Here is a 21,288-nt window from a genome sequence, read left to right on the forward strand (position 1 = left end):
TCGCCAAGCGGCTGACCGAGGCGATGCAGGTGGCGCCGCACTTCTACCTGACGGTCGATTGCGAGATCGACGCGCTGATGGGCTTGCGCGAGCAACTCAACGGCAGCGCGGCCAAGGACAAGGACGGCAAGCCGCTGTTCAAGCTCTCGGTCAACGACTTCATCATCAAGGCGATGGGGCTGGCGCTCGTGCGGGTGCCGATGGCCAACGCCGTCTGGGCCGAGGACCGGGTGCTGCGCTTCCGCCACGCGGAGGTCGGCGTCGCGGTGGCGATCGACGGCGGCCTGTTCACGCCGGTCATCCGCAGGGCCGACGAGAAGAGGCTGTCGACCATCTCCAACGAGATGAAGGATTTCGCCGCCCGCGCCCGGGCGAAGAAGCTCAAGCCCGAGGAGTACCAGGGCGGCGTCACCGCGGTGTCGAACCTCGGCATGTTCGGCATCAAGCACTTCACCGCGGTGATCAACCCGCCGCAATCCTCGATCCTGGCGGTCGGCGCCGGCGAGACGCGCGTCGTCGTCAGGGACGGCGCCCCGGCGGTGGCGCAGGTGATGACCGCAACCCTCTCCTGCGATCACCGCGTCCTCGACGGCGCGCTCGGCGCCGAGCTGATCTCGGCGTTCAAGGGCCTGATCGAGAGCCCGATGGCGATGCTGGTGTGAACGCATCCGCCGCGATGCCGTCTCGGCTTCGCGCCGCGTCCGACCCATCGCTCATCGCCGGGACCACGCCGGCTGCCTTCGGCGCCCCGATCCGGGGCCGGGCCTCGGCGAGACCGAATCCGGCCTGATCGATCCGACCCGGCATCGGCCGGGGCTGCGCGTCGGGCCGATCGCGGATGACGAGGCCGGGGCGTCCTTCCGCAACGGGGGCCGCCGCCCCACATCCGGCGCCGTGATGCACATCTTCCGCCGCCTGCGCCGGGACAGTCTCGCCGACCTGTCGGGCCTCGACACCGCGCGCCTGTCGCTTCGCCCCCTGGTGGCGGCCGAGGCCGAAGCCCTCCGGGCGCTGACCGACGACCCGGCGATCACCGGCGCGGTCGATTTCCTGCCGGCGCCCTTCACCCTGGCGGATGCCCGCAACCTGATCCGCTCCGGGCGGCGGGGCGAGGACCGCTTCTTCGGCGCATGGCGACGCGAGGGGCGCGGCCTCGTCGGCGTCGTCGGCACGCACCTGCGCGGCACGGACGCGGTCGAGATCGGCTACTGGGTCGGCGGGGCGGCCCGCGGCTGCGGCATCGCGACGGAGGGGGTTTCGGGCATCGTCACGCTGCTGTCGCGCCGTTTCCCGCGCCGCACGATCGTCGCCGAATGCCGCCCCGGCAACGTCGCCTCCTGGGGCCTGCTGCGCAAGCTCGGGTTCCACGACACCGGCGAGGAAGGCCACCGGCCGGGCCGGCGTCTGCTGGCGTTGCGGGCGGTTTGACGGTGGCCGACGACCGTGATCGCAAGCGTGCCACGATCCGCCTCATGCGCAGCGAGGAATGATGGGCACGACCGTCTCCCTTCAGATCGCCGCCCTGGCCGTGATCCTCATCGTCGGCGGCCTGTCCGGGCTCAAGCTCGCTTCCATCCGGCTCGACAAGCGATATCCGAGCGAACCGCCGCAGCGCGACTGACGGATCTCAGCGCGCTGGAATCGGCGAGCCGGCATGCACCGCCCCGCGCCGGCGGTAGATCACCAGCGTCGCGAAGAGCCCGCAGGCGCCGCCGAGGGACATCCACAGGCCGGGCGCGGCCTTGTCGCCGGTGGCCTCGATCAGCCACGTGGCCACCAGCGGCGTCATGCCGCCGAAGAGCGCGGTGGCCAGCGAATAGGCGAGCGAGAAGCCGGCGGTGCGGACCGCCACCGGCACGACCTCGGTCAGCGCCACCACCATGGCGCCGTTGTAGCTGCCGTAGAGGAAGGAGAACCACAGCAGCACGCCGAGCATCGCCCCGAAGCTGACATGGCCGACGAGCCAGGTCAGCGCCGGGTAGGCGGTGACGAGCGTCAGCGCCGAGAACAGGATCAGGAGCGGCTTGCGCCCGATGCGGTCGGAGAGCGCGCCCATCACCGGCAGCCAGACCAAGTTCGAGACCGCGACGCAGAAGGTGACGAGCAGGCTGTCGGTGTCGGTGAGCTTCAGGACGCTCTTGCCGAAGGTCGGCGTGTAGACGGTGATCGTGTAGAACGTGATCGTGGTCATCGCGACCATCAGCATGCCGAGCAGCACGATCCGCCAGTTCAGCGCCAGCGTGCGGAAGATCTCGGCTGCCTCCGGGCGGTGCTTGCGCTCGGCGAAGGCCTTGGTCTCCTCCAGCGAAGTGCGGATGTAGAACAGGAACGGCACCAGGGCGCAGCCGATGAAGAACGGCACCCGCCAGCCCCAGTCCGACATCTGCGCCGGCATCAGCGCGTGGTTGAGCCCGTAGCCGATCGCGGCGGCGGCCATGATCGCCACCTGCTGGCTGCCCGATTGCCAGGAGACGTAGAAGCCCTTGCGCCCGGGCGTCGCCAGCTCCGAGAGGTAGACCGAGACCCCGCCGAGTTCGACGCCGGCGGAGAAGCCCTGGAGCAGGCGCCCGATCAGCACCAGCGCCGGCGCCGCGAGCCCGATGGTCGCGTAGCCCGGCACGAAGGCGATCAGCACGGTGCCGGCCGCCATGATCGCCAGCGTCGTGATCAGGCCCTTGCGGCGCCCGACGCGGTCGACATAGGCGCCGAGCAGCACCGCGCCGAGCGGCCGCATCAGGAAGCCGGCCCCGAAGGTCATGAACGTCAGCATCAGGGAGGCGAATTCGTCGCCCGCCGGGAAGAAGGCCCGCGCGATGGAGGTCGCGTAGAAGCCGAACAGGAAGAAATCGAACATCTCCAGGAAGTTGCCGCTGGTGACGCGCAGCACCGCCCCGAGCTTCGACCCGGAGGATTTTTCATCTGCACCCGCCACGGCCACTCCTCGCGCCACATCCGGCGTCATCGACTGCGCAGGCAGTGTTCGCCGGGAAGGCCCGAGGCTCAAGCGAAGATTTCGCGGGCGCTGGATTTTTGCAGGAGCCCGAACGTGCCGAACGCGCTATTCGGCCGCCGCGGCCTGCGGCGCGGCGCGCGCGATCCATGCTGATAGGTCCGCCCGCGCCCGGTCGGTGAGCGCCTGTCGCTTGAGCACCGCCTTCTCCGGCCCGCGCAGGCGCTTGCCGGCTTCGGTGCGCGGCATCGCGGCGAGCGGCGGGAACAGTCCGAAATTGACGTTCATCGGCTGGAACGAGCGCGGCCTGGTTGGCTCCTCGGACGCATCCTCCGACAGGTGGCCGCCGGTGATGTGGGCGATGAGCGCGCCGAGCGCCGTGGTCCGGGGCAGCGGGGCGAGCCAGCGCCCCTCGGCCTCGGCCACCGCGAAGCGCCCGGCCATCAGGCCGATGGCCGCGCTCTCGACGTAGCCCTCGCAGCCGGTGATCTGGCCGGCGAAGCGAAGGCTCGGGCGAACCTTCAGACGCAGGCGCGCGTCGAGCAGCCGCGGGCTGTCGAGGTAGGTGTTGCGGTGGAGCCCCCCGAGGCGCGCGAACTCGGCGTTCTCCAGGCCGGGGATCGTGCGGAAGACGCGCACCTGCTCGGAATAGGTCAGCTTGGTCTGGAAGCCGACCATGTTGTAGAGCGTGCCGAGCGCGTTGTCCTGGCGGAGCTGGACGATGGCGCAGGCCTTCACCGTCGGGTCGTGCGGGTTGGTGAGGCCGACCGGCTTCATCGGGCCGTGGCGCAGGGTCTCGGGGCCGCGCTCGGCCATCACCTCGATCGGCAGGCAGCCGTCGAAGTAGGGCGTGGCGGCCTCCCAATCCTTGAAGCCGATCTTGTCGCCCGCGACCAGCGCCCGGATGAAGGCGTCGTACTGCGCGCGGTCCATCGGGCAGTTGATGTAGTCGGCGCCCGTCCCGCCGGGGCCGACCTTGTCGTAGCGCGACTGGAACCACGCCTTGCCCATATCGATCGAGTCGCGGTGGACGATCGGGGCGATGGCATCGAAGAAGGCGAGCGCGTCGGCGCCGGTGATGTCGCGGATCGCGTCGGCCAAAGCCGGCGCGGTGAGCGGGCCGGTGGCGACGATGCACGGCCCCCATTCCTCCGGCGGCAGGCCGGCGACCTCCTCGCGCACGATCGTGACGTTCGGGTGCGCTTCGAGCGCCGCGGTGACGGCGGCCGCGAACCCGTCGCGGTCGACCGCGAGGGCGCCGCCGGCCGGCACCTGATGCGCGTCGGCCGCCCGCAGGATCAGCGCGTTGAGGGTGCGCATCTCCTGGTGCAGCAGGCCGACGGCATTGCCGTTCGGATCGTCGGAGCGGAACGAGTTGGAGCAGACGAGTTCGGCCAGGCTCTCGCCGTGATGCGCCTCGGTGCCGCGCACCGGGCGCATCTCGTGCAGCACGGCGCGATGGCCGGCCTCGGCGATCTGCCACGCGGCTTCCGAGCCGGCAAGGCCGCCGCCGACGACGTGGATGGTGGTGTTAGGGCTGGACATGGCCCGGAATACCGGACCCGGACCGCCCGAGGCAACGGGTCGACCGGGTCCGCGAGCCGATCAGCCGCGGGCGATGACGGGATCAGCCGCGGGCGATGTCCTGGATCTCGAAGCGGTTGATGCCGAGATCGGCAAGATCGCGGTCGGACAGGCGGGACAACTCGGTAACGGTCTCGCGGTAACGGAGATAAGCGCGGAACCGGTTCAGGACGCTACGGGCGGCGGACATGACATTGACCTTTGTTTAGGCAGGCGGTGACGACCGCTTGGGCACCGCCTGCCTCTTGTTGGTGCAATGCATATATAAACCTGTTGCATCGCGGCGGCAGAGGCCTGCCGGCTGATCTGCCATGCGAGTTCGGCATGAAACGCACAAGGATTTGGCAAGGATTGCGCGAGCCTGTTTTTGCGGCGCTGCGAGACACCAAGCCCCCTCGATCCGATCACGCGACGGTCGGCACGGTATTGGGGTGACGATTCATCTTCCGGGTCGGCCGGATCGATGGCTGACGATCGTGCTCCGTGACAAAACGCACGCGATCGACCGCGCATCGTCTCGGATGATCCTTGGCTCCACGACGAAGTACGCCGCCGCGTGGTGTGTGGGGCGGCGTTTGCGGTGCGGCAGGCAGTGGCGTCAGCCCCGCAAGCGGGGCGTCCGAACGACTTGGGCGATTGGCGGAAAGGGCAGGGGACCCGCGCGTCATCCGATCGCGTCGAGAGCTGTGGACATCGGCGTCGGCGCCGCAAACGGGCGGGCGGCATTCGCGGCAGGGGTTCGCGTGGCGGGAGTCGATCGCGCCGCCGTCGTCCGTGTGGGAAGCCGCGCCGGCGACGCGGCGCCGCCCCCGCCGTCAATGCAGCGGCGGGCTCATCAGGAACCGCTCGCGGTCGCCCGAGGTCAGGGTCGGCTTCATTTTGCGGCCGTCGCGGCGGATGGTCAGCGGCACGCGCACCCCCGCCTCGCCGAGCGCCCAGACGCTGCGGAAGAAGTCGGCCAGATCCGCCACCGGCTCGCCGGCCACCGCCTCGACCACGTCGCCCGCGCGCAGGTCCGCGGCCTCGGCGGGACCGCCGTCGGCGAGCCCCATCACCACGACGCCGTCCTCGCTCTCGGTGGCGTAGAGGCCGAGCCAGGGCCGGGCCGGGCGGTTGGCGCGGCCGCGCGATGTCAGGTCGTCGAGGATCGGCGGCAACAGGTCGATCGGCACCACCATGTTGATCGCCCGCGGGCCCGACGTGCCGCCCTGCTGGAGCTGGAGCGAGCCGATGCCGAGCAGGTCGCCCTCCGGCCCGATCAGCGCCGTGCCGCCCCAGTTCGGGTGCGAGGGGGCGGTGAACAGCGCCTCGTCGAGGACGTATTCCCAGTAGCCGGCAAATTCCTGCCGCGCGACGATCTGCGCGGCGACGCAGCGTTGGCGCCCGCCGGCGCCGGCCATCACCGCCCGGTCGCCGATCTTCAGGGTGCCGGAGGTGCCGAGCTTCAGCGCGGGTACGCCCAGCGGCCCGAGCGCCTGGACGAGGCCGAAGCCGGTGGCGGCATCGAAGCCCATCACGTGGCCGGGGACCGAGCGGCCGTCGTTGGTGGTGAGCCACACGCTCTCGGCCTCGGTGACGAGGTAGCCGATGGTGAGCACCAGCCCGTCCTCGCCGATCACCACGCCGTTGCCGGCGCGCTCGGTGCCGAGCGTCTCGGCGGTGAAGGCCCCGGCCGGCACGCGGGCGGAGAGCTGGACCATCGCAGCCAGCGCGCGGTCGAGGTCGTAGCCGTAATCGCCGGGCTTCGGCTGCGTCGAAGCCGGGATCTTCCAGTCGCCCTGCGAGGCCATGCCGCGTCGATCCTTCGCGATGTCCGTCTTGCGCGCCCCGGTCTCGAAGCCACGGGCCGGTCGGATGCCGGGGAACGCGAGACGCGTGCCCGTTCCGGGAGATAGGACGCCGCCGCCGCCGCCGACACCCCGGCAGGGCGCCGCGGACGCCCGCCACCGGAGCCGGCCGCCCACGACGATGCCGGCGACGCCCGTGGCTGCCGCGCGGCGCCGCGAACCTGGGCACGACGGGCCGGCACGTCTTCTCTTCACGCCAGAATACGCTAGTCCTTGCCGCAACGGTCCCGCCCGATCGCGATGCGGCGAGAGGACCGGCCGGTGGGACGGGGACCGATCCGTGCGCGACGACGCCACCTTGCACGCTCTCCTGCGCGCGGTCGCCGCCGGCGACGAGCAGGCGCTGCGCGCGCTCTACGACCTGACGGCCCCGAAACTTTACGGGGTGATCCTGCGTATCCAGCGCGACCGAAGCGTGGCCGAGGATGTGCTTCAGGACGTGTATCTCCGCGTCTGGCAGGCGGCAGGCTCCTACGCTCCGGAATCCGGCCGGCCGATGACGTGGCTCTGCGCCGTCGCGCGCAACCGGGCGATCGATGGGGTCCGCCGCAAGGGCGAGGTCCAGGGGCCGGTGCGCGAGGACGGCGAGGACTGGGTGGAACGGCTCATCGACCCCCACGACACCGAGGCGGCGATCGTCGGCCGCGACGCGCTCGCGGCCTGCCTCGCGCGCCTCGATGCCGTGCAACGCGCCTGCGTCGTGCTGGCCTATTGCGAGGGCTGGTCCCGCGAGGAGCTGGCCCGGCGCTACGACCGTCCCGTGAACACCATCAAGACCTGGCTGCACCGCTCACTCGGGGCCCTGAAGGGCTGCCTGGAGGAGGGGCCGTGAGCACGGGACCGGAGAGCCTGGAGCGCGACCTGCGGGCCGCCGAGTACGTGCTCGGCTCGCTCCCGGCCGAGGAACGGGCAGCGTTCGCGCTGGAGCGCGCCGTCGATCCGGCGACCGCGCGCGCGGTCGCCGAATGGGAGGGGCGGCTCGCGCCGCTTGCGCTGACCGCGCCGTCCGGGGCGCCGCCGGAGCAGGTCTGGGCCAGGATCGCCCGCGCCCTGCCGTCGCGCACCGGCACGGCGGCGGACGACCGCCGCGTGATCCGGCTGGGCGCGCAGGTGCGGCGCTGGCGCCTCGCGACGGCCGGCGCCGGGCTGCTCGCCGCCGGCCTCGCCCTGTTCGTCGCCGTGGGCGGACGGCCCGAGCGGACGGCGCCGGGGACGCGCTACCTCGCGGTGGTGCAGAGCGGGGGCGCCCTGCCGGCGATGGTGGTGCGGGTCGACACCGCGTCCGGCACGGCGCAGGTGCGCCCGGTCGGGGCCGAGGCGCCGGCCGGCAGGAGCCTGGAACTCTGGTACGTCGGCACCGGCGCGGCCCCGAGGACGCTGGGCCTCGTCGGCGCGGCGGCGACGCAGGTCGCCCTGCCCGCGGGCACCGCGTCCGACGGCGTGCTGGCCGTGTCGGTCGAGCCCCCCGGCGGATCGCCGAGCGGCGCACCGACCGGAGCGGTGATCTACACGGGCAAGCTGATCCCGGAGTGAGGATCGCCGCCGGCATTGCCGCCTTCGCCCTCCCTCCTGCACACATGAAGAAGACCCCGGACCGCGAGGCCCGGGGTCTTCTTCCGCGCCGCCGTCCGGGGAGGGGCCCGGACCGCGGCGATCACGAACGGATCAGGGCTGCAGCACGCCGTTGATCACGTGGATGACGCCGTTTGACTGCATCACGTTGGCGACGGTGACGGTGGCGGTGCCGCCCTTGGCGTCGGTGACGTAGACCTTCTTGCCCTTGGTCGTGACCACGAGGGGATCGCCCTCGACGGTCTTGAGCTGGGCCTCGCCGCCGCCCTTCTTGACCTCGGCCACCAGCGCCTTGGCGGTGTAGACGCCGGGGACGACGTGGTAGGTCAGGATCTTGGTGAGCGTGGCCTTGTTCTCGGGCTTCACCAGCGTCTCGACGGTGCCGGCCGGGAGCTTGCCGAAGGCGGCGTTGGTGGGCGCGAACACCGTGAACGGGCCGGGGCCCGACAGGGTGTCGACGAGGCCGGCGGCCTTCACCGCGGCGACCAGCGTGGTGTGGTCCTTCGAGTTGACCGCGTTCTCGACGATGGTCTTGTTGGCATACATCGGCGCGCCGCCGACCATCGGGTTCTTGGCCTGGGCCGCGACCGGCGCGGCACCGACCGCGAGGGCGAGGGCGAGGGCGGCGAAGCGTGACGTGGCGGGACGGGTGCTGAAGAGGGACTGCATGGCATTTCCTGACCGTTCGACGGCCCCGTCGAGCGGGGCAACGCGCCTGTCTACGGGACGCCCGCGGGAAAGGTTTCACAGGACGGCGCCGGCAGGACGGCGCCGGGATGCGGTCTCGCCCGGCCCCGTCGTGGACAGGCGCGCGACGACCCACCGGCAGGCCGGGAACGCCCCGCGGCTCCTGCGCGGCGAAGCAAATTTTGGAAAATCTCGTTCTGTTGCAGGGCCTTGGCGCCCGATCTTCGTGCGATGCGAGAAACAAGCGGGCGGCCGCCTCGCCGTGGACCGGCGCGGAGCACGAAAAAACCGCCCGGCCCTGTCGGGCCGGGCGGTTCCCGGATCGGATCAGACGGGGCGGCCCGTGACGGGCCGCGCCCTGTCCGGACTTCAGTACTTGCGCATCAGCGGGAGCGGCGCGGCCGCCGCGGCCTGAGCCGTGTAGAGCGGCGCGATGACGCGGAACCAGCCGCGGGTCTCCTCGGCCAGCGGGCCGGCGCGGTTGGCGACTTCGCGGGTCACGAAGATCTGGGTCTTGAACGGCCCGAAATCGTAGCCGACCAGGCCGCCGACCGCGAACTGGCCGGCGCGCTGATAGTTGGCATAGATCGGGTTGCGCGTGTTGACCGTCAGGTCGGTGTAGCCGAAGGCCACGGCGCCGATCTCGAATTTGCCGAAGGTCTTGGTCGCTGTGAGGTCGAGGTAGACGCCGTCGGCGTTGCCGATCGGGCCGAGGGCGGCGCCGACCGGGCCGCCGAAGCGGGCGGCGTCGTCGACCATGAAGACGTGGGTGAACGACGCGGTGAGGTTGTAGCCATCGCCGGTATAGGAGGCGGCGAAGGTGTTGCGGATCGAGCTGGACGCGAGCTGCGGCAGCACCGGGGTCGCGCCGAGGATGGAGCCGCGGTCGCCGACGCCGACATAGGCGCCGACCAGGTAGGCGGCGCTGATCTTGTTGCCGAGATCGAACGCGAAGATGTTTCCGATGAAGGGATTGTAGAGGATGCTGACGTTGGCGTTCGGCAGCGGCGCCGGGTTGTTGGTGTTCACGAACACCGACGGCACGGCAATGACCGGCATCAGCGTCGCGCCGAACACCTTGTAGCCGGTCGACCAGACCAGGATCGGAACGTTGACGCCGACATCGGCGCTGTTGCGGGCATCCGCCCGGCCGATGCTGAAGGTGTCGATGGCGTAGACGCCTTCCGGCAGCGGCCCGTAGGCGAGGCCGACCTGCTCGCCGGGCTGGGTGACGGAGGCGGCCTGAACCGTGGACGTCATGCCGGCGGTGAGCGCGACCGCACCCGCGGCAAGCCAGTTCTTGATCATGTTCCCGTTCCTTCCCAAGGATTTCCGGTCTTCGGCCTGCGATCTCTGCACTACTTTGCCGGTCCGCCGTCTGCGCGGCTCCCGTGCGCGGTGCACGAAAGGCCTCCTCCGAAGCCGGCCCGTGTCTCAACGCCGGCAATTATTCTACAGAGCGCATCCTAAAGACAGCGGAATGCCTCGTATCTGGACAGTGGCGGGCGGAGCGTTGCGCAAAAGCCGCATTTCAGCGCGGGCGTGCCGATCGGAACGGCAGGCCCGGAAGCACGCCGTCCGGCAAGATAACGCATCCGGTTCAGGCCGTTGGCCGGGGCTGCTCCGTGGGTACTTCCGGCAAGGCGGGCGGGACGGATCGGCAGCCCGGCAGGCGCGCGCGGGCCTCGGGCCGGTCGCGATGACGTCGCCGGCGGCGCATATGTCCCTCGGCGCCGCCGGGTCGCGAAGCCGGCTTGGCGATTCGACGGCGGGACCCGGCCACAGACAGGCCCGCTCCACCGGTTAGGCGCCTTCTACTCGGCCGCCGCCCGCCGGGCGGAGGCCCGAGCCGCCGGCGCCGGACGGCGGGCGAGCACGTCGCGCAGGAAGCGGCCGGTGTGGCTCGCCTTCGAGGCGGCGATCTGCTCGGGCGTGCCTTCGGCGACCACCCGGCCGCCGCCGTCGCCGCCCTCCGGCCCCATGTCGATCACCCAGTCGGCGGTCTTGATGACCTCGAGGTTGTGCTCGATCACCACCACGGTGTTGCCCTGATCGACCAGTTCGTGCAGCACCTCCATGAGCTTGGCGACATCGTGGAAGTGCAGGCCGGTGGTCGGCTCGTCGAGGATGTAGAGGGTGCGGCCGGTGGCGCGCTTCGACAGCTCCTTGGAGAGCTTCACTCGCTGCGCCTCGCCCCCGGAGAGCGTCGTCGCCTGCTGGCCGACGTGGACGTAGTCGAGCCCGACGCGGGCCAGCGTCTCCATCTTCTCGCGGATCGCGGGCACCGCCTTGAACAGGTCGGCGGCCTCCTCCACCGTCATGTCGAGCACGTCGGCGATGGATTTTCCGCGGTAGCGCACCTCCAGCGTCTCGCGGTCGTAACGCTTGCCCTTGCACACGTCGCAGGTGACGTAGACGTCGGGCAGGAAGTGCATCTCGATCTTGATGACGCCGTCGCCCGAGCACGCCTCGCAGCGCCCGCCCTTGACGTTGAACGAGAACCGCCCCGGCTGGTAGCCGCGCGCCTTGGCCTCGGGCAGGCCCGCGAACCAGTCGCGGATCGGCGTGAAGGCACCCGTGTAGGTCGCCGGGTTCGAGCGCGGCGTGCGCCCGATCGGCGACTGGTCGATGTCGATGACCTTGTCGAGGTGCTCCAGCCCCTCCAGCCGCTCGAACGGGGCCGGGTGCTCGAGCGCGCCGTTCAGGCGCTTGGCCACCGCCTTGTACAGCGTGTCGATGATGAGCGTGGACTTGCCCCCGCCCGAGACCCCGGTGACGCAGGTGAAGGTGCCGAGCGGGATCGCGATGTCAACGTCCTTGAGGTTGTTGCCGCGTGCGCCGAACACCCCGAGCTTGCCCTTGCGGCCCTTGCGCCGGACGGCGGGCGTGCGCACCGACATCGCCCCGGTCAGGTACTTCGCGGTGAGCGAATCCGGGTGGGCCAGCACTTCGGCGGGGGTGCCCTGGGCGATGATCCTGCCCCCGTGGATGCCCGCGCCGGGGCCGACGTCGACCACGTAGTCGGCGCTCAGGATCGCGTCCTCGTCGTGCTCGACCACGATCACCGAGTTGCCCAGATCGCGCAGGCGCTTGAGCGTGCCGAGCAGGCGCTCGTTGTCGCGCTGGTGCAGGCCGATCGAGGGCTCGTCGAGCACGTAGAGCACGCCCGTGAGCCCCGAGCCGATCTGCGAGGCGAGCCGGATGCGCTGGCTCTCGCCCCCCGAGAGCGTGCCCGCGCCGCGGGCAAGCGTCAGGTATTCGAGCCCGACGTCGACGAGGAACGACAGCCGGTCGCGGATCTCCTTGAGGATGCGCACCGCGATCTCGTTCTGCTTGTCCGTGAGCTTGCCCGGCAGGTCCGAGAACCAGCGGTGCGCCTCGCTGACCGACAGCGCGGTGACCGACCCTATATCCGCCAGCGCGACCTTGACGGCGAGCGCCTCGGGCTTCAGCCGCTTGCCGGCGCAGGCCGCGCACGGCGTCTCGCTCATGAAGCGGCCGATGTCGTCGCGGGCGGCGTCGCTCTCGGTCTCCTTGTAGCGCCGCTCCAGGTTCGGGATCACGCCCTCGAACGGCTTGTTGACCGCGTAGGCGCGCAGGCCGTCGTCGTAGTCGAAGCGGATCGATTGCCTGCCCGAGCCGTAGAGGACGATCGCGCGGGCCGATTCGGGCAACTGCCCCCAGGGCACGGTGGTCTTGAAGCCGTAATGCCGGGCGAGCGCGTCGAGGGTCTGCCCGTAGTACGGCGAGGTCGACTTCGCCCACGGCCCGACCGCGCCGCGCTTCAGGCTGAGCGCGGGATCGGAGATCACCAGTTCGGCGTCGATCCGCATCTCGTGGCCGATGCCGCCGCAGGTCGGGCACGCCCCGAACGGGTTGTTGAACGAGAACAGCCGCGGCTCGATCTCGGCGATGGTGAAGCCCGAGACCGGGCAGGCGAAGCGCGAGGAGAAGGTGATCGGCTCGCGCGCCTCGCCCTCGGGGGTGTCGGCGAACTCGACCACGGCGATGCCGTCGGCAAGCTCCAGCGCCGTCTCGAACGAGTCGGCGAGCCGGGCGGCGATGTCGGCGCGCACCACGATGCGGTCGACCACCACGTCGATGTCGTGCTTGAGCTTCTTGTCGAGCTTCGGGCAATCGTCGATCGGGTGGTAGTCCCCGTCGATCCGCAGGCGCTGGAAGCCCTTCTTCTGGAACTCGGCGATCTCCTTGCGGTACTCGCCCTTGCGCCCGCGCACCACCGGCGCCAGCAGGTAGAGCCGGCTCTTCTCCGGCAGCGCCAGCACCCGGTCGACCATCTGCTGGACGGTCTGGCTCTCGATCGGCAGGCCCGTGGCGGGCGAGTACGGGATGCCGACCCGCGCCCACAGCAGGCGCATGTAGTCGTAGATCTCGGTGACGGTGCCGACCGTGGAGCGCGGGTTCTTGGACGTCGTCTTCTGCTCGATCGAGATCGCGGGCGACAACCCGTCGATCTGGTCGACGTCGGGCTTGGCCATCATCTCCAGGAACTGGCGAGCGTAGGCCGAGAGCGATTCGACGTAGCGGCGCTGGCCCTCCGCATAGATCGTGTCGAAGGCCAGCGACGACTTGCCTGAGCCCGACAGCCCGGTGAACACCACGAGCTTGTCGCGCGGGATCGTCAGGTCGACGTTCTTGAGGTTGTGCTCGCGCGCGCCGCGCACCGCGATCACCCGGCGGTCGCGCGCCGTGGGCTCGGCCGCGTCGAACAGGGCTTCGAGCTTGGCGTCCGCGCCGGCCTCGACCGCGGCGGCCCTCCGCGCGGCCGCGGCGCGCGCGGGGGCGGGCTTCGTCGCGATCGGTCCGGCGGTCTTCCCGGCGGCGGCGGCTTTGGCCATGGAGCGGCGGTCTTTCGAGGCGTCGGCGCGGGCAGGGCTCGGCGATCACGAGAAGCACCGCCGCGCCGAGCCATGTCGTCCGCCCGAGGCCGGCGGACAAGAGGCGACAGGCAAGACGCAGGCCCGGCATACCCGCCGTCTGCTAGAACTGAACAAGTACGCTGGCAACCCAGAGGCCGTGGCGACGGGCCCGTGACCGATGCAGCCTGCTTGCCGTTGCGGCTTATTTGCCGGTGCAGAGGCCCTGCTCGGCCAGGCGCCCGTGCTCGCGCGGGTCGCAGTCGGTCGAGAGGAACGAGGCCCACTCGGCCGGGGTGCCGTAGAAGGCGTTGCGGTCGACGTCGCCGCGCACCCCCGGCACCCGGCCGGTGGAGGTGAACTGCCACAGCATCCACTTGCGGTTGGAGAAGCGTTGCTCCGGCTCGGCCGCGGTGGATCGCAGCCAGTGCGGGTAGTCCGGAAGCTCGCCCTCCAGCACGTCCTTGTGGAAGGTGATGTCGGTGTAGATGATCGGCCGCTTGCCGGTGTACCGCTCCATCTCCTCCAGCATGTACGTCGTCATCGCCAGCGCCTGGGCCTTGGGCAGCTTCTTCGGGCAGGTCTGCGAGTGGCCGTTCCACTCCACGTCGAGGACGGGGGGCAGGGCGCTCGGGTCGTTGGGAACGTTCTTCTTGAACCAGTCCATCTGCTCGCGCGCCGACCGGCACCAGAACACGAAGTGGTAGGCGCCCCGCGGCACGCCGGCCCGGCCGGCCGCGTCCCAGTTGTCGCGGAACCGCTCGTCGACGTGGTCGCCGCCCTCCGTCGCCTTGATGTAGGCGAATTGCGTGCCGGCGGTGCGCACCGAGGCCCAGTCGACCGGGCCCTGCCATTTCGAGATATCGATGCCCTGGATCGGGTGGCTCTTGGCCCGGGCGACGCCCGGATGGGGCTTGGCATCGCCGTTGGTCGGGTAGAAGTCGGTGCTGGCCGCGCAGGCGGCGAGGCTCGCCGTCAGCGCCGCCGCGAGGGCCCGCTTCGCGAGGCCGCGTGCACCAGCCGGCATCGGGGCGGCCGGCTTCCCGGGGAGACCATTCCTCAGCGCCATCGATGCCCGGCCCGCCGTCTGGTGAAGCGCCACAACAGAGCTCTTCGATGGCCCCGGCGCGGTTAACAGAGCTTTGCCGTCAATGCGGCGGAATTCCGGAACCCGTTGCGGCGACGGCACATGAGCGCAGGCGGCCGCCCGCGCACGGGGGCGGAGGATACGGCCAAGTGGCGGTGCCGCCTCGCTTCTTCGGAGGGCACGGTTTGAGTAAGGTCCTGTTCACCATAGGTTACGAAGGCCTCGATCCGGAGAGGCTCACGGCTGCCTTGCGGGATGCGGAGTGCGGCGTGCTCGCCGACGTGCGGGCGGTGGCCAACTCGCGCAAGCGCGGCTTCTCGAAGGGCGCGCTCAAGGCGAACGTCGAGGCGGCGGGCCTCGCCTACGCGCACCTGCGCGGCCTCGGCACGCCGAAGGCCGGCCGCGAGGCCGCGCGCGGCCACGACGCCGCGCTGATGCGCAGGATCTACTGCGAGGAGGTGCTCGACACCGCCGACGGCGGACTGGCCCTCGACGACCTCGCCCGCATGGCCGAGGCGGCACCGACCTGCCTGCTGTGCTTCGAGCGCGACCCGGCGCGCTGCCACCGGCGGGTGCTGGCCGAGCGCCTGGAAGCGCGCGGCTTCACCACGCGCGACCTGTTCGGTTGAGCCGGCCTCCGGCGTCCCGCGACGGGGCGCGTCCGGACGGCCCCGGCCGCAGGCGACGCGGCTCACGCGTCGGGCCGGCCCTCGGCGAAGCGCCGGAATGCCTCCAGCGTCTCGCCGCTGACGTGGTGCTCGATGCCCTCGGCGTCGCGCCGCGCGGTCTCCGGGCTGACGCCGAGCGCGCACAGGAACCGCTCGACGATGCGGTGGCGCTCGCGCGCGTGGTCGGCGAGCGCCCGGCCGGAATCGGTGAGGAACACGCCGCGATAGGGGCGCTGCTGCACGAGGCCGTCGTCGGCGAGGCGCTTGAGCATCTTGGCGACGGTGGGCTGCGCCACGCCGAGGCGGGCGGCAATGTCGACCTGCCGCGCCTCGCCGCCGTCGCCGATCAGGTCGGCGATCAGCTCGACGTAATCCTCGACGAGTTCGGAGCGGCGCGCCTCGCGCGCCTGCCGGAAGCTCTCGACATGGACCTCCGGATCGATGAGCGCGGGCTCGGACCGTGACGGATCCTGCATGGTGCCGGCTCTCTCCCCCTCGGCCGCGCCGGTCGGCCGCGGCGCGGACCGCCTGTTTAGCAAAAGCGGCGCCGAAGGGGAGCCCCGGCGACGGCGAAGAAATGGACTTGACCTTGAGCCCAGGCGCATCTTTATAGCTCCGGCTATACGAGGCGCGGCGTCGGGCCGTGCAGGATTCGGCCTTGCAAGATTCGGCCTTGCAAGATTCGGCCGGGCAGGGTTCGGCCGTGAAGGATTCGGCGACGTCCATGGATCAGCACATCGCCGCGGGCCGCGCCGGCGGCCGCACGGGCGCCCCGGCGCGCGAGACCCTGAGCCGCCGCACGGAGCGGGGCATCCGCGACGCGCTCGACGGGCGCGGGGGCCGCGGGCGCTTCCTGCTATTCACGGGCCCCGCCGTGATGGCGTCGATCGCCTACATGGACCCCGGCAACTTCGCGACGAACATCCAGGCCGGCGCCAAGTACGGCTACGGCCTGCTCTGGGTGGTGCTCACCGCCAACCTCGTGGCGATGCTGTTCCAGGCGCTCTCGGCCAAGCTCGGCATCGTCACCGGCCGCAACCTCGCCGAACTGTGCCGCGACGAGTTCGCCAAGCCGGTGCGGCTCGCGATGTGGGGGGTGAGCGAACTCGCCGCGATGGCCACCGACCTGGCCGAGTTCCTCGGCGGGGCGATCGGCCTGTCGTTGCTCACCGGCATGCCGCTGTTTGCCGGCATGGTCGTCACCGGGATCGTCACCTACGGAATCCTGCTGCTGGAGCGCGGGGGCTTCCGCTGGATGGAGATCGTCATCGGCACGATGGTGGCGACCATCGGGCTCTGCTACGCGGTCGAACTGTTCATCGCGCCGATCGCTTGGGGCGACGCCGCCCGGGGGCTGGTGACGCCGAAGATTCCGGATGCTGAGGCGCTCACCATCGCGGTGGGCATCATCGGCGCGACGGTGATGCCGCACGCGCTGTTCCTGCATTCGGGCCTGACCCAGGGGCGCGGCGCGGCGAAGAGCGACGCCGACCGGCGCCTGCTGGTGCGCTACTCCAACCGCGAGGTGGTGGTGGCGCTGGCGCTCGCCGGGATGGTCAACATCGCGATGGTGATCATGGCGGCGGCGGCCTTCCACCTCGGCCACAGCGAGGTCGCCGAGATCGGCGAGGCCTACCGGACGCTGACGCCGCTCCTCGGGCCCGCGGCGGCCGGCGCCTTCCTGGTCTCGCTGATCGCGTCCGGCGTCTCGTCGTCCGTCGTCGGGACGATGGCCGGGCAGATGGTGATGCAGGGTTTCACCGGGTGGCGCATCCCGCTGATCGTGCGGCGGCTGGCGACCATGCTGCCGGCCTTCGCCGTGGTCGCGGTGGGCATCGACCCGACCCGTGCGCTGGTGCTGTCCCAGGTGGTTCTGTCGCTGGCCCTGCCCGTGCCGATGATCGCGCTGGTGCTGTTCACCCGCCGCCCCGACCTGATGGGCGCCTTCGCCAACGGACGGGCGACGCAAGGCGCCGCGCTCGCCGGCGCGGGCATCGTGCTGTGCCTCAACGCGGTGCTGCTCGCCCAGGCCTTCGGCGTGCCGGTGCCGGGGCTGGCGGCCGACTGACCGCCGGGGCCGTCGCGCGATCGCGGTCGATGCCCGGATCGCCGCCGTGTTCTCGGGCCTGACCCGCGATGCCGCGACCGCGCGGCGGAAGGCGGCCGGCACCGCCTTCGGCTTCATCAACGCGGTGGCCGACCTCGCGGCCCATCCGGCGCTCGTGCGCACCACCGTGGCGACGCCGGAGGGGCCGGCCAGCCTCGTCGCCCCGCCCGCGCGGATCGACGGCGCGATCCGTCCGCTCGGCGCCGTGCCGGCGCTCGGCGAGCACGGCGCGCGCATCCGCGCGGAATTCCAGGGCCGCACGCCCTAACCGTCGGCGCATCGAGCCGGAGAGGAACGCGCGATGGAGACCTACCAGGCCATCCGCGCGGCGGTGGCCCGGCTCTGCGCCCGGTTTCCCGGGCCGTACTGGCGGGCGCTCGACCGCGGGATGGCCTACCCGACGGACTTCGTCGGGGCGCTGAGCGAGAGCGGCTACCTCTCGGTCTTGATCCCGGAGGAGTACGGCGGCGCCGGCCTGCCGCTCTCGGCCGCCGCGATCCTGGAGGAGGTCCAGCGCGCCGGCTGCAACGGCGGCGCCTGCCACGCGCAGATGTACACGATGGGCACGCTGCTGCGGCACGGCTCCGAGGCGCAGAAGGCGCACATCCCTGCCCGAGCTCGCGGCAGGGCGCCTGCAGCTCCAGGCCTTCGGCGTCACCGAGCCGACGAGCGGCACCGACACGAGCGCCCTGAAGACGACGGCACGGCGCGATGGCGACCACTACGTCGTCAACGGCCAGAAGATCTGGACGAGCCGGGGCGAGCATTCCGACCTGATGCTGCTGCTCGCCCGCACCACCGCGCATACGGAGGGCCATGAGGCGCACCGACGGGCTCTCGGTGCTGCTCGTCGACCTGCGCGAGGCCCTGGGCCGCGGCCTCACCATCCGCCCGATCCGCACGATGATGAAGCACGCCACGACGGAAGTGTTCTTCGACGACCTGCGCGTGCCGGCCGAGAACCTGGATGGAGCGCCTGCGCGCGTTCCGCGAGAGCCTGTGGGGCCTGCTGCTCATCGTCATGGTGATCGGCGGGATCTGCGCCGGCGTCTTCACGCCCACCGAGGCGGCGGCGACGGCCGCCGGCTACGCCGTCGTCATCGCGGTGTTCGTCTACCGGGACCTGAAGCTCTCCGACGTGCCCCGCGTGCTGCTCGCCTCGGCCAACATGAGCGCGATGCTGCTCTACATCATCACCAACGCGGTTCTGTTCTCATTCCTGATGACCTCGGAGAACATCCCGCAGACGATGGCGGCGTGGCTGATCGCCAAGGACTTCAGCCCGCTGGTGTTCCTGCTCGTGGCCGGCAACGTGATGGAGCCGTCCTCGATCCCCTTGCATCATGGCGCCGATCCTGTTCCCGATCGCGGTCAAGCTCGGGATCGACCCGATCCATTTCGGGATCATCATGGCGGTGAACATGGCGGTCGGCCTGTGCCACCCGCCGGTGGGGCTCAACCTCTACGTAGCGAGCGGCATCGCGCAGATGGGCATCGGCGAACTCACCGTCGCGGTGCTGCCGTGGCTGCTGGCCATGCCCGGCTTCCTTGTGCTGGTGACCTACTGGCCGGCGCTCTCGCTGTGGCTGCCCCGCATGCTCGGGGCGATGTGAGCGCGAGGAGCCGGCCGCCCCCGCGCCGGCGCTCCCGGCCGTTCCCGCCGGTCCGCGTCCCGCGGGCGGTCCGGGGTTCCGCGCGGGCAGGGATGCGTCACCCGATCACCCGCACCGGCTTTCCGTCGAGGAAAGCACGGATGTCGGCGACGGCTTCCGAGAAATAGGTGCGGTAGTTGGCCTGCGTGGCGTAGCCGAGATGGGGCAGCGCCAGCAGGTTCGGCAGGCTGCGCCAGGGCGAATCCGCCGGCAGCGGCTCGGTCTCGAACACGTCGAGGCCCGCCCCGCCGATACGGCCCTCGGCGAGCGCGGCCTGCAGGGCCGCCTCGTCGACGATCGCCGCCCGCGCGGTGTTGATCAGCAGGGCGTGGGGCCGCATCAGCGCGAGCGCCGCGGCGTCGATCAGCCCGCGGGTGCGCTCAGCCAGCACGAGGTGGATCGAGACCACGTCGCTGTCGGCGAGCAGGGCCGCCTTCGACGGGCTGAGCGCGACGCCCTCCGCGGCCGCGCGCTCGGGGGTGAGGTTCGCGCTCCAGGCCGAGACCTCCATGCCGAAGGCCAGCCCGATGCGGGCGACGCGGGCGCCGATCCGGCCGAGGCCCAGCAGCCCGAGGCGGCGCCCGGCGAGGTCGGCGCCCACCGTCGACTGCCAGCCGCCCGCCCGGAGCGCGTTCGCCTCCGGCACGACGCGGCGGGCGAGCGCCAGGATCAGCGCCCAGGTGAGTTCCACCGGCGGCTCGGACGCGCTCGCGGTGCCGCAGACCGTCACCCCGTGGGCTTTCGCCGCCGCGAGGTCGATGGCGGCGTTGCGCATGCCCGAGGTGACCAGCAGCCTCAGCCGCGGCAGGCGCGCGAACAGGGAGGCGGGGAACGGCGTGCGCTCGCGCATGATCACCACGATCTCGCAATCGGCGATCGCCGCAACGAGGGCGTCCTGCGTCTCGAAACGCTCTCGGAACGGGCGCAGCACGACGGCGTCGCCCACCGGGGACCAGTCCGCCAGGCTCGTCGAGACGCCCTGGTAATCGTCGAGGATCGCACAGGTCGGCATCGGTCGCTCCGTGTCGTGTTCAGGCCGGCGCGGGCCCGGCGGCCTTGATCGGCGCGGCCAGCCACCGCGCTGGACAACACCCTGGCAGAGCCCGGGCTGGAGCGTTTTCCACGATCCTCGGATCATGGAAAACGCTCTGGTGGCGCCGGCGCCGCCCGCCTACGGAGGACCGTCGGCCAACGCCGCGAGGCCGGCCTGAACGTCGGCCAGCGTGCCGATCACCGCGTAGCAGGCATAGCCGTGCGGGCCGGCGGCCGGGGCCTCTTCGCGAAACACGCAGTTCCACTTCACCGTGGCGTTGCCGGCGCCGGGCACCGTGGCGAAATCGAACCGGCCGTAGCCGAGGTTCGGCAGGCCGGGCTGCGGCAGGCCGGGGCTCCAGACGCCCATGGCGTAGGCCCCGTCGGGCGTGGCGAGGATCACCGGCAGGCCCTGCTCGCCGGCCTCGTGCGAGAGCGGCGCCAGGGTGCGGCTCCGCGGCTCGAAGGTCCAGAACCGCGAGAAGCCGGGCGGCATGTAGGCGGTCAGCACCTCGAAGGTCGCGGATGCGTAGGGCCGGGGCAGGTCGAAGCTCGCCTGCACCTCGATCGCGTTCGGAATGCCCGGCAGGCCGATCGCGACGCGCTTGCGCAGGGTGTGGTCGGACAGCGCGCCGGTCTGCGGCCCGGGGCCGCGGGGGCAGCCGGGCGACGCCTGTCCCGGCCCGAGCCACCACGCCATTCGCGTCTCGGTCTCGAGCCACGCCCGCCCGCGGCGCAGGCCCGTCAGGAGGCTGGTGCTGCGGGCGCCCGCGCCGTCGGCCGCGCTGCCCGCCTCGGTGGGGTTGTGGCATTCGCCGTAATTGTCGAACGCGGCGGCCGATTGCAGTTCGCGGCCGTGGTCGAAGCCGTTGAGGAACTCGGTGCCGCCCCAGGTCAGGCTGTCGACGGCGCCCGCGTTCCGCGAGGAGATCCGCAGGACGATCTCGGAGCCGCCGAACGGACGCCGGAGCGCGAGGCTGCCGTTCGGCTCGGGCCAATCGATTCCGGGGCCGTCCTCCGCACGAACCGGAGCGGTCGCTGCGGCGAGGCAGAGGCCGGCGGCGGCCATCGTGCGGAGGAGGCGTGGTCTCATCGCCCGATCCTGCCACGGCGCATCGGCGATGGCGACGGCCGTCCGCGCCGCGCCCGTCGGACGGGGCACGCGGGCGCGAGCGTCCGGGAGCCTGCATCCCGTTCGGCGTCGGATCGAGATCGCGCCGGGCAG

The 21,288-nt window shown here is 71.5% G+C and carries 19 protein-coding genes and 2 pseudogenes; 10 read left to right on the forward strand and 11 right to left on the reverse strand.

Annotated elements, in window-relative coordinates; all coding sequences use genetic code 11:
• From ACFE86_RS05090 to ACFE86_RS05100, 3 genes are all read left to right on the forward strand, one after another.
• Window positions 1–662: 2-oxo acid dehydrogenase subunit E2 (locus tag ACFE86_RS05090; protein ID WP_375454239.1), on the forward strand; the 662-nt coding region annotated here is incomplete at its 5' end.
• Between the two features lie 235 nt (window positions 663–897).
• Window positions 898–1,428 (forward strand): GNAT family N-acetyltransferase, encoded by a 531-nt coding sequence (locus tag ACFE86_RS05095; RefSeq protein WP_375454240.1) that lies wholly within the window; start codon window positions 898–900, stop codon window positions 1,426–1,428.
• Window positions 1,429–1,489: 61 nt separating this feature from the next.
• Window positions 1,490–1,621, forward strand: coding sequence for a hypothetical protein (locus tag ACFE86_RS05100; protein ID WP_375454241.1), 132 nt, complete (start codon window positions 1,490–1,492; stop codon window positions 1,619–1,621).
• Window positions 1,622–1,627: 6 nt separating this feature from the next.
• On the opposite strand, the gene ACFE86_RS05105 is transcribed toward ACFE86_RS05100, so the two are convergent.
• From ACFE86_RS05105 to ACFE86_RS05120, 4 genes are all read right to left on the reverse strand, one after another.
• On the reverse strand, window positions 1,628–2,932 hold the full coding sequence (locus ACFE86_RS05105; protein ID WP_375454242.1) for an MFS transporter: 1,305 nt from the start codon (window positions 2,930–2,932) through the stop codon (window positions 1,628–1,630).
• 126 nt (window positions 2,933–3,058) lie between these two features.
• A complete protein-coding gene (gene trmFO, locus ACFE86_RS05110) occupies window positions 3,059–4,495 on the reverse strand; it encodes a methylenetetrahydrofolate--tRNA-(uracil(54)-C(5))-methyltransferase (FADH(2)-oxidizing) TrmFO (RefSeq protein WP_375454243.1) in 1,437 nt (478 codons plus the stop codon).
• 82 nt (window positions 4,496–4,577) lie between these two features.
• Window positions 4,578–4,724 (reverse strand): DUF1127 domain-containing protein, encoded by a 147-nt coding sequence (locus ACFE86_RS05115; protein ID WP_375454244.1) that lies wholly within the window; start codon window positions 4,722–4,724, stop codon window positions 4,578–4,580.
• Window positions 4,725–5,349: 625 nt separating this feature from the next.
• Window positions 5,350–6,324, reverse strand: a complete 975-nt coding sequence (locus ACFE86_RS05120; RefSeq protein ID WP_375454245.1) for a S1C family serine protease — start codon at window positions 6,322–6,324, stop codon at window positions 5,350–5,352.
• Window positions 6,325–6,661: 337 nt separating this feature from the next.
• Here ACFE86_RS05120 and ACFE86_RS05125 point away from each other — a divergent pair, with 337 nt between their 5' ends.
• Complete coding sequence (locus ACFE86_RS05125; RefSeq protein ID WP_375454246.1) at window positions 6,662–7,213, forward strand: sigma-70 family RNA polymerase sigma factor; 552 nt, start codon at window positions 6,662–6,664, stop codon at window positions 7,211–7,213.
• Window positions 7,192–7,914: an anti-sigma factor domain-containing protein gene (locus ACFE86_RS05130; RefSeq protein WP_375454271.1), complete on the forward strand. Its 723-nt coding sequence runs from the start codon at window positions 7,192–7,194 to the stop codon at window positions 7,912–7,914. Before ACFE86_RS05125 ends, ACFE86_RS05130 begins: the two co-directional genes overlap by 22 nt.
• 132 nt (window positions 7,915–8,046) lie before the next feature.
• On the opposite strand, the gene ACFE86_RS05135 is transcribed toward ACFE86_RS05130, so the two are convergent.
• The 4 genes from ACFE86_RS05135 to ACFE86_RS05150 all read right to left on the reverse strand — a co-directional run bounded on the left by ACFE86_RS05135 (window position 8,047) and on the right by ACFE86_RS05150 (window position 14,544).
• Window positions 8,047–8,622 carry a fasciclin domain-containing protein gene (locus tag ACFE86_RS05135; protein WP_375454247.1) on the reverse strand — a complete coding sequence of 192 codons (576 nt, stop codon included), beginning with the start codon at window positions 8,620–8,622 and terminating at the stop codon, window positions 8,047–8,049.
• A gap of 387 nt (window positions 8,623–9,009) precedes the next feature.
• Window positions 9,010–9,948: a transporter gene (locus ACFE86_RS05140; protein ID WP_375454248.1), complete on the reverse strand. Its 939-nt coding sequence runs from the start codon at window positions 9,946–9,948 to the stop codon at window positions 9,010–9,012.
• A 506-nt stretch (window positions 9,949–10,454) separates the two neighbouring features.
• Complete coding sequence (gene uvrA / locus ACFE86_RS05145) at window positions 10,455–13,499, reverse strand: excinuclease ABC subunit UvrA (RefSeq protein WP_375454249.1); 3,045 nt, start codon at window positions 13,497–13,499, stop codon at window positions 10,455–10,457.
• Window positions 13,500–13,722: 223 nt separating this feature from the next.
• Window positions 13,723–14,544 (reverse strand): GH25 family lysozyme, encoded by an 822-nt coding sequence (locus tag ACFE86_RS05150; protein WP_375454250.1) that lies wholly within the window; start codon window positions 14,542–14,544, stop codon window positions 13,723–13,725.
• Between the two features lie 245 nt (window positions 14,545–14,789).
• On the opposite strand from ACFE86_RS05150, the gene ACFE86_RS05155 reads away from it, so the two are divergent.
• Complete coding sequence (locus ACFE86_RS05155; protein WP_375454251.1) at window positions 14,790–15,233, forward strand: DUF488 family protein; 444 nt, start codon at window positions 14,790–14,792, stop codon at window positions 15,231–15,233.
• A 62-nt stretch (window positions 15,234–15,295) separates the two neighbouring features.
• Here the strand turns inward: ACFE86_RS05155 and mntR are convergent, their stop codons facing one another.
• Window positions 15,296–15,748: a manganese-binding transcriptional regulator MntR gene (mntR, locus tag ACFE86_RS05160; protein WP_375454252.1), complete on the reverse strand. Its 453-nt coding sequence runs from the start codon at window positions 15,746–15,748 to the stop codon at window positions 15,296–15,298.
• Between the two features lie 248 nt (window positions 15,749–15,996).
• On the opposite strand from mntR, the gene ACFE86_RS05165 reads away from it, so the two are divergent.
• From ACFE86_RS05165 to ACFE86_RS05180, 4 genes and pseudogenes are all read left to right on the forward strand, one after another.
• Complete coding sequence (locus ACFE86_RS05165) at window positions 15,997–17,340, forward strand: Nramp family divalent metal transporter (protein WP_375454253.1); 1,344 nt, start codon at window positions 15,997–15,999, stop codon at window positions 17,338–17,340.
• 46 nt (window positions 17,341–17,386) lie between these two features.
• The gene (locus tag ACFE86_RS05170) at window positions 17,387–17,647 is read left to right on the forward strand and encodes a hypothetical protein (protein WP_375454254.1); all 261 of its coding nucleotides are present in this window, start codon (window positions 17,387–17,389) and stop codon (window positions 17,645–17,647) included.
• A gap of 33 nt (window positions 17,648–17,680) precedes the next feature.
• Window positions 17,681–18,351: pseudogene (locus ACFE86_RS05175) on the forward strand (acyl-CoA dehydrogenase family protein); the annotation flags it as partial.
• Window positions 18,341–18,992, forward strand: a pseudogene (locus ACFE86_RS05180) (TRAP transporter large permease subunit); the annotation flags it as partial. The pseudogenes ACFE86_RS05175 and ACFE86_RS05180, both read left to right, overlap by 11 nt.
• Before the next feature lie 97 nt (window positions 18,993–19,089).
• On the opposite strand, the gene ACFE86_RS05185 reads toward ACFE86_RS05180, so the two are convergent.
• Together ACFE86_RS05185 and ACFE86_RS05190 are read right to left on the reverse strand one after the other, a co-directional pair.
• Window positions 19,090–20,043 (reverse strand): D-2-hydroxyacid dehydrogenase family protein, encoded by a 954-nt coding sequence (locus ACFE86_RS05185; RefSeq protein ID WP_375454255.1) that lies wholly within the window; start codon window positions 20,041–20,043, stop codon window positions 19,090–19,092.
• 159 nt (window positions 20,044–20,202) lie between these two features.
• Complete coding sequence (locus tag ACFE86_RS05190) at window positions 20,203–21,156, reverse strand: hypothetical protein (RefSeq protein WP_375454256.1); 954 nt, start codon at window positions 21,154–21,156, stop codon at window positions 20,203–20,205.
• Window positions 21,157–21,288: the final 132 nt, after the last annotated feature.

The sequence above is a fragment of the uncultured Methylobacterium sp. genome (assembly GCF_964244095.1).
Taxonomy (GTDB): domain Bacteria; phylum Pseudomonadota; class Alphaproteobacteria; order Rhizobiales; family Beijerinckiaceae; genus Methylobacterium.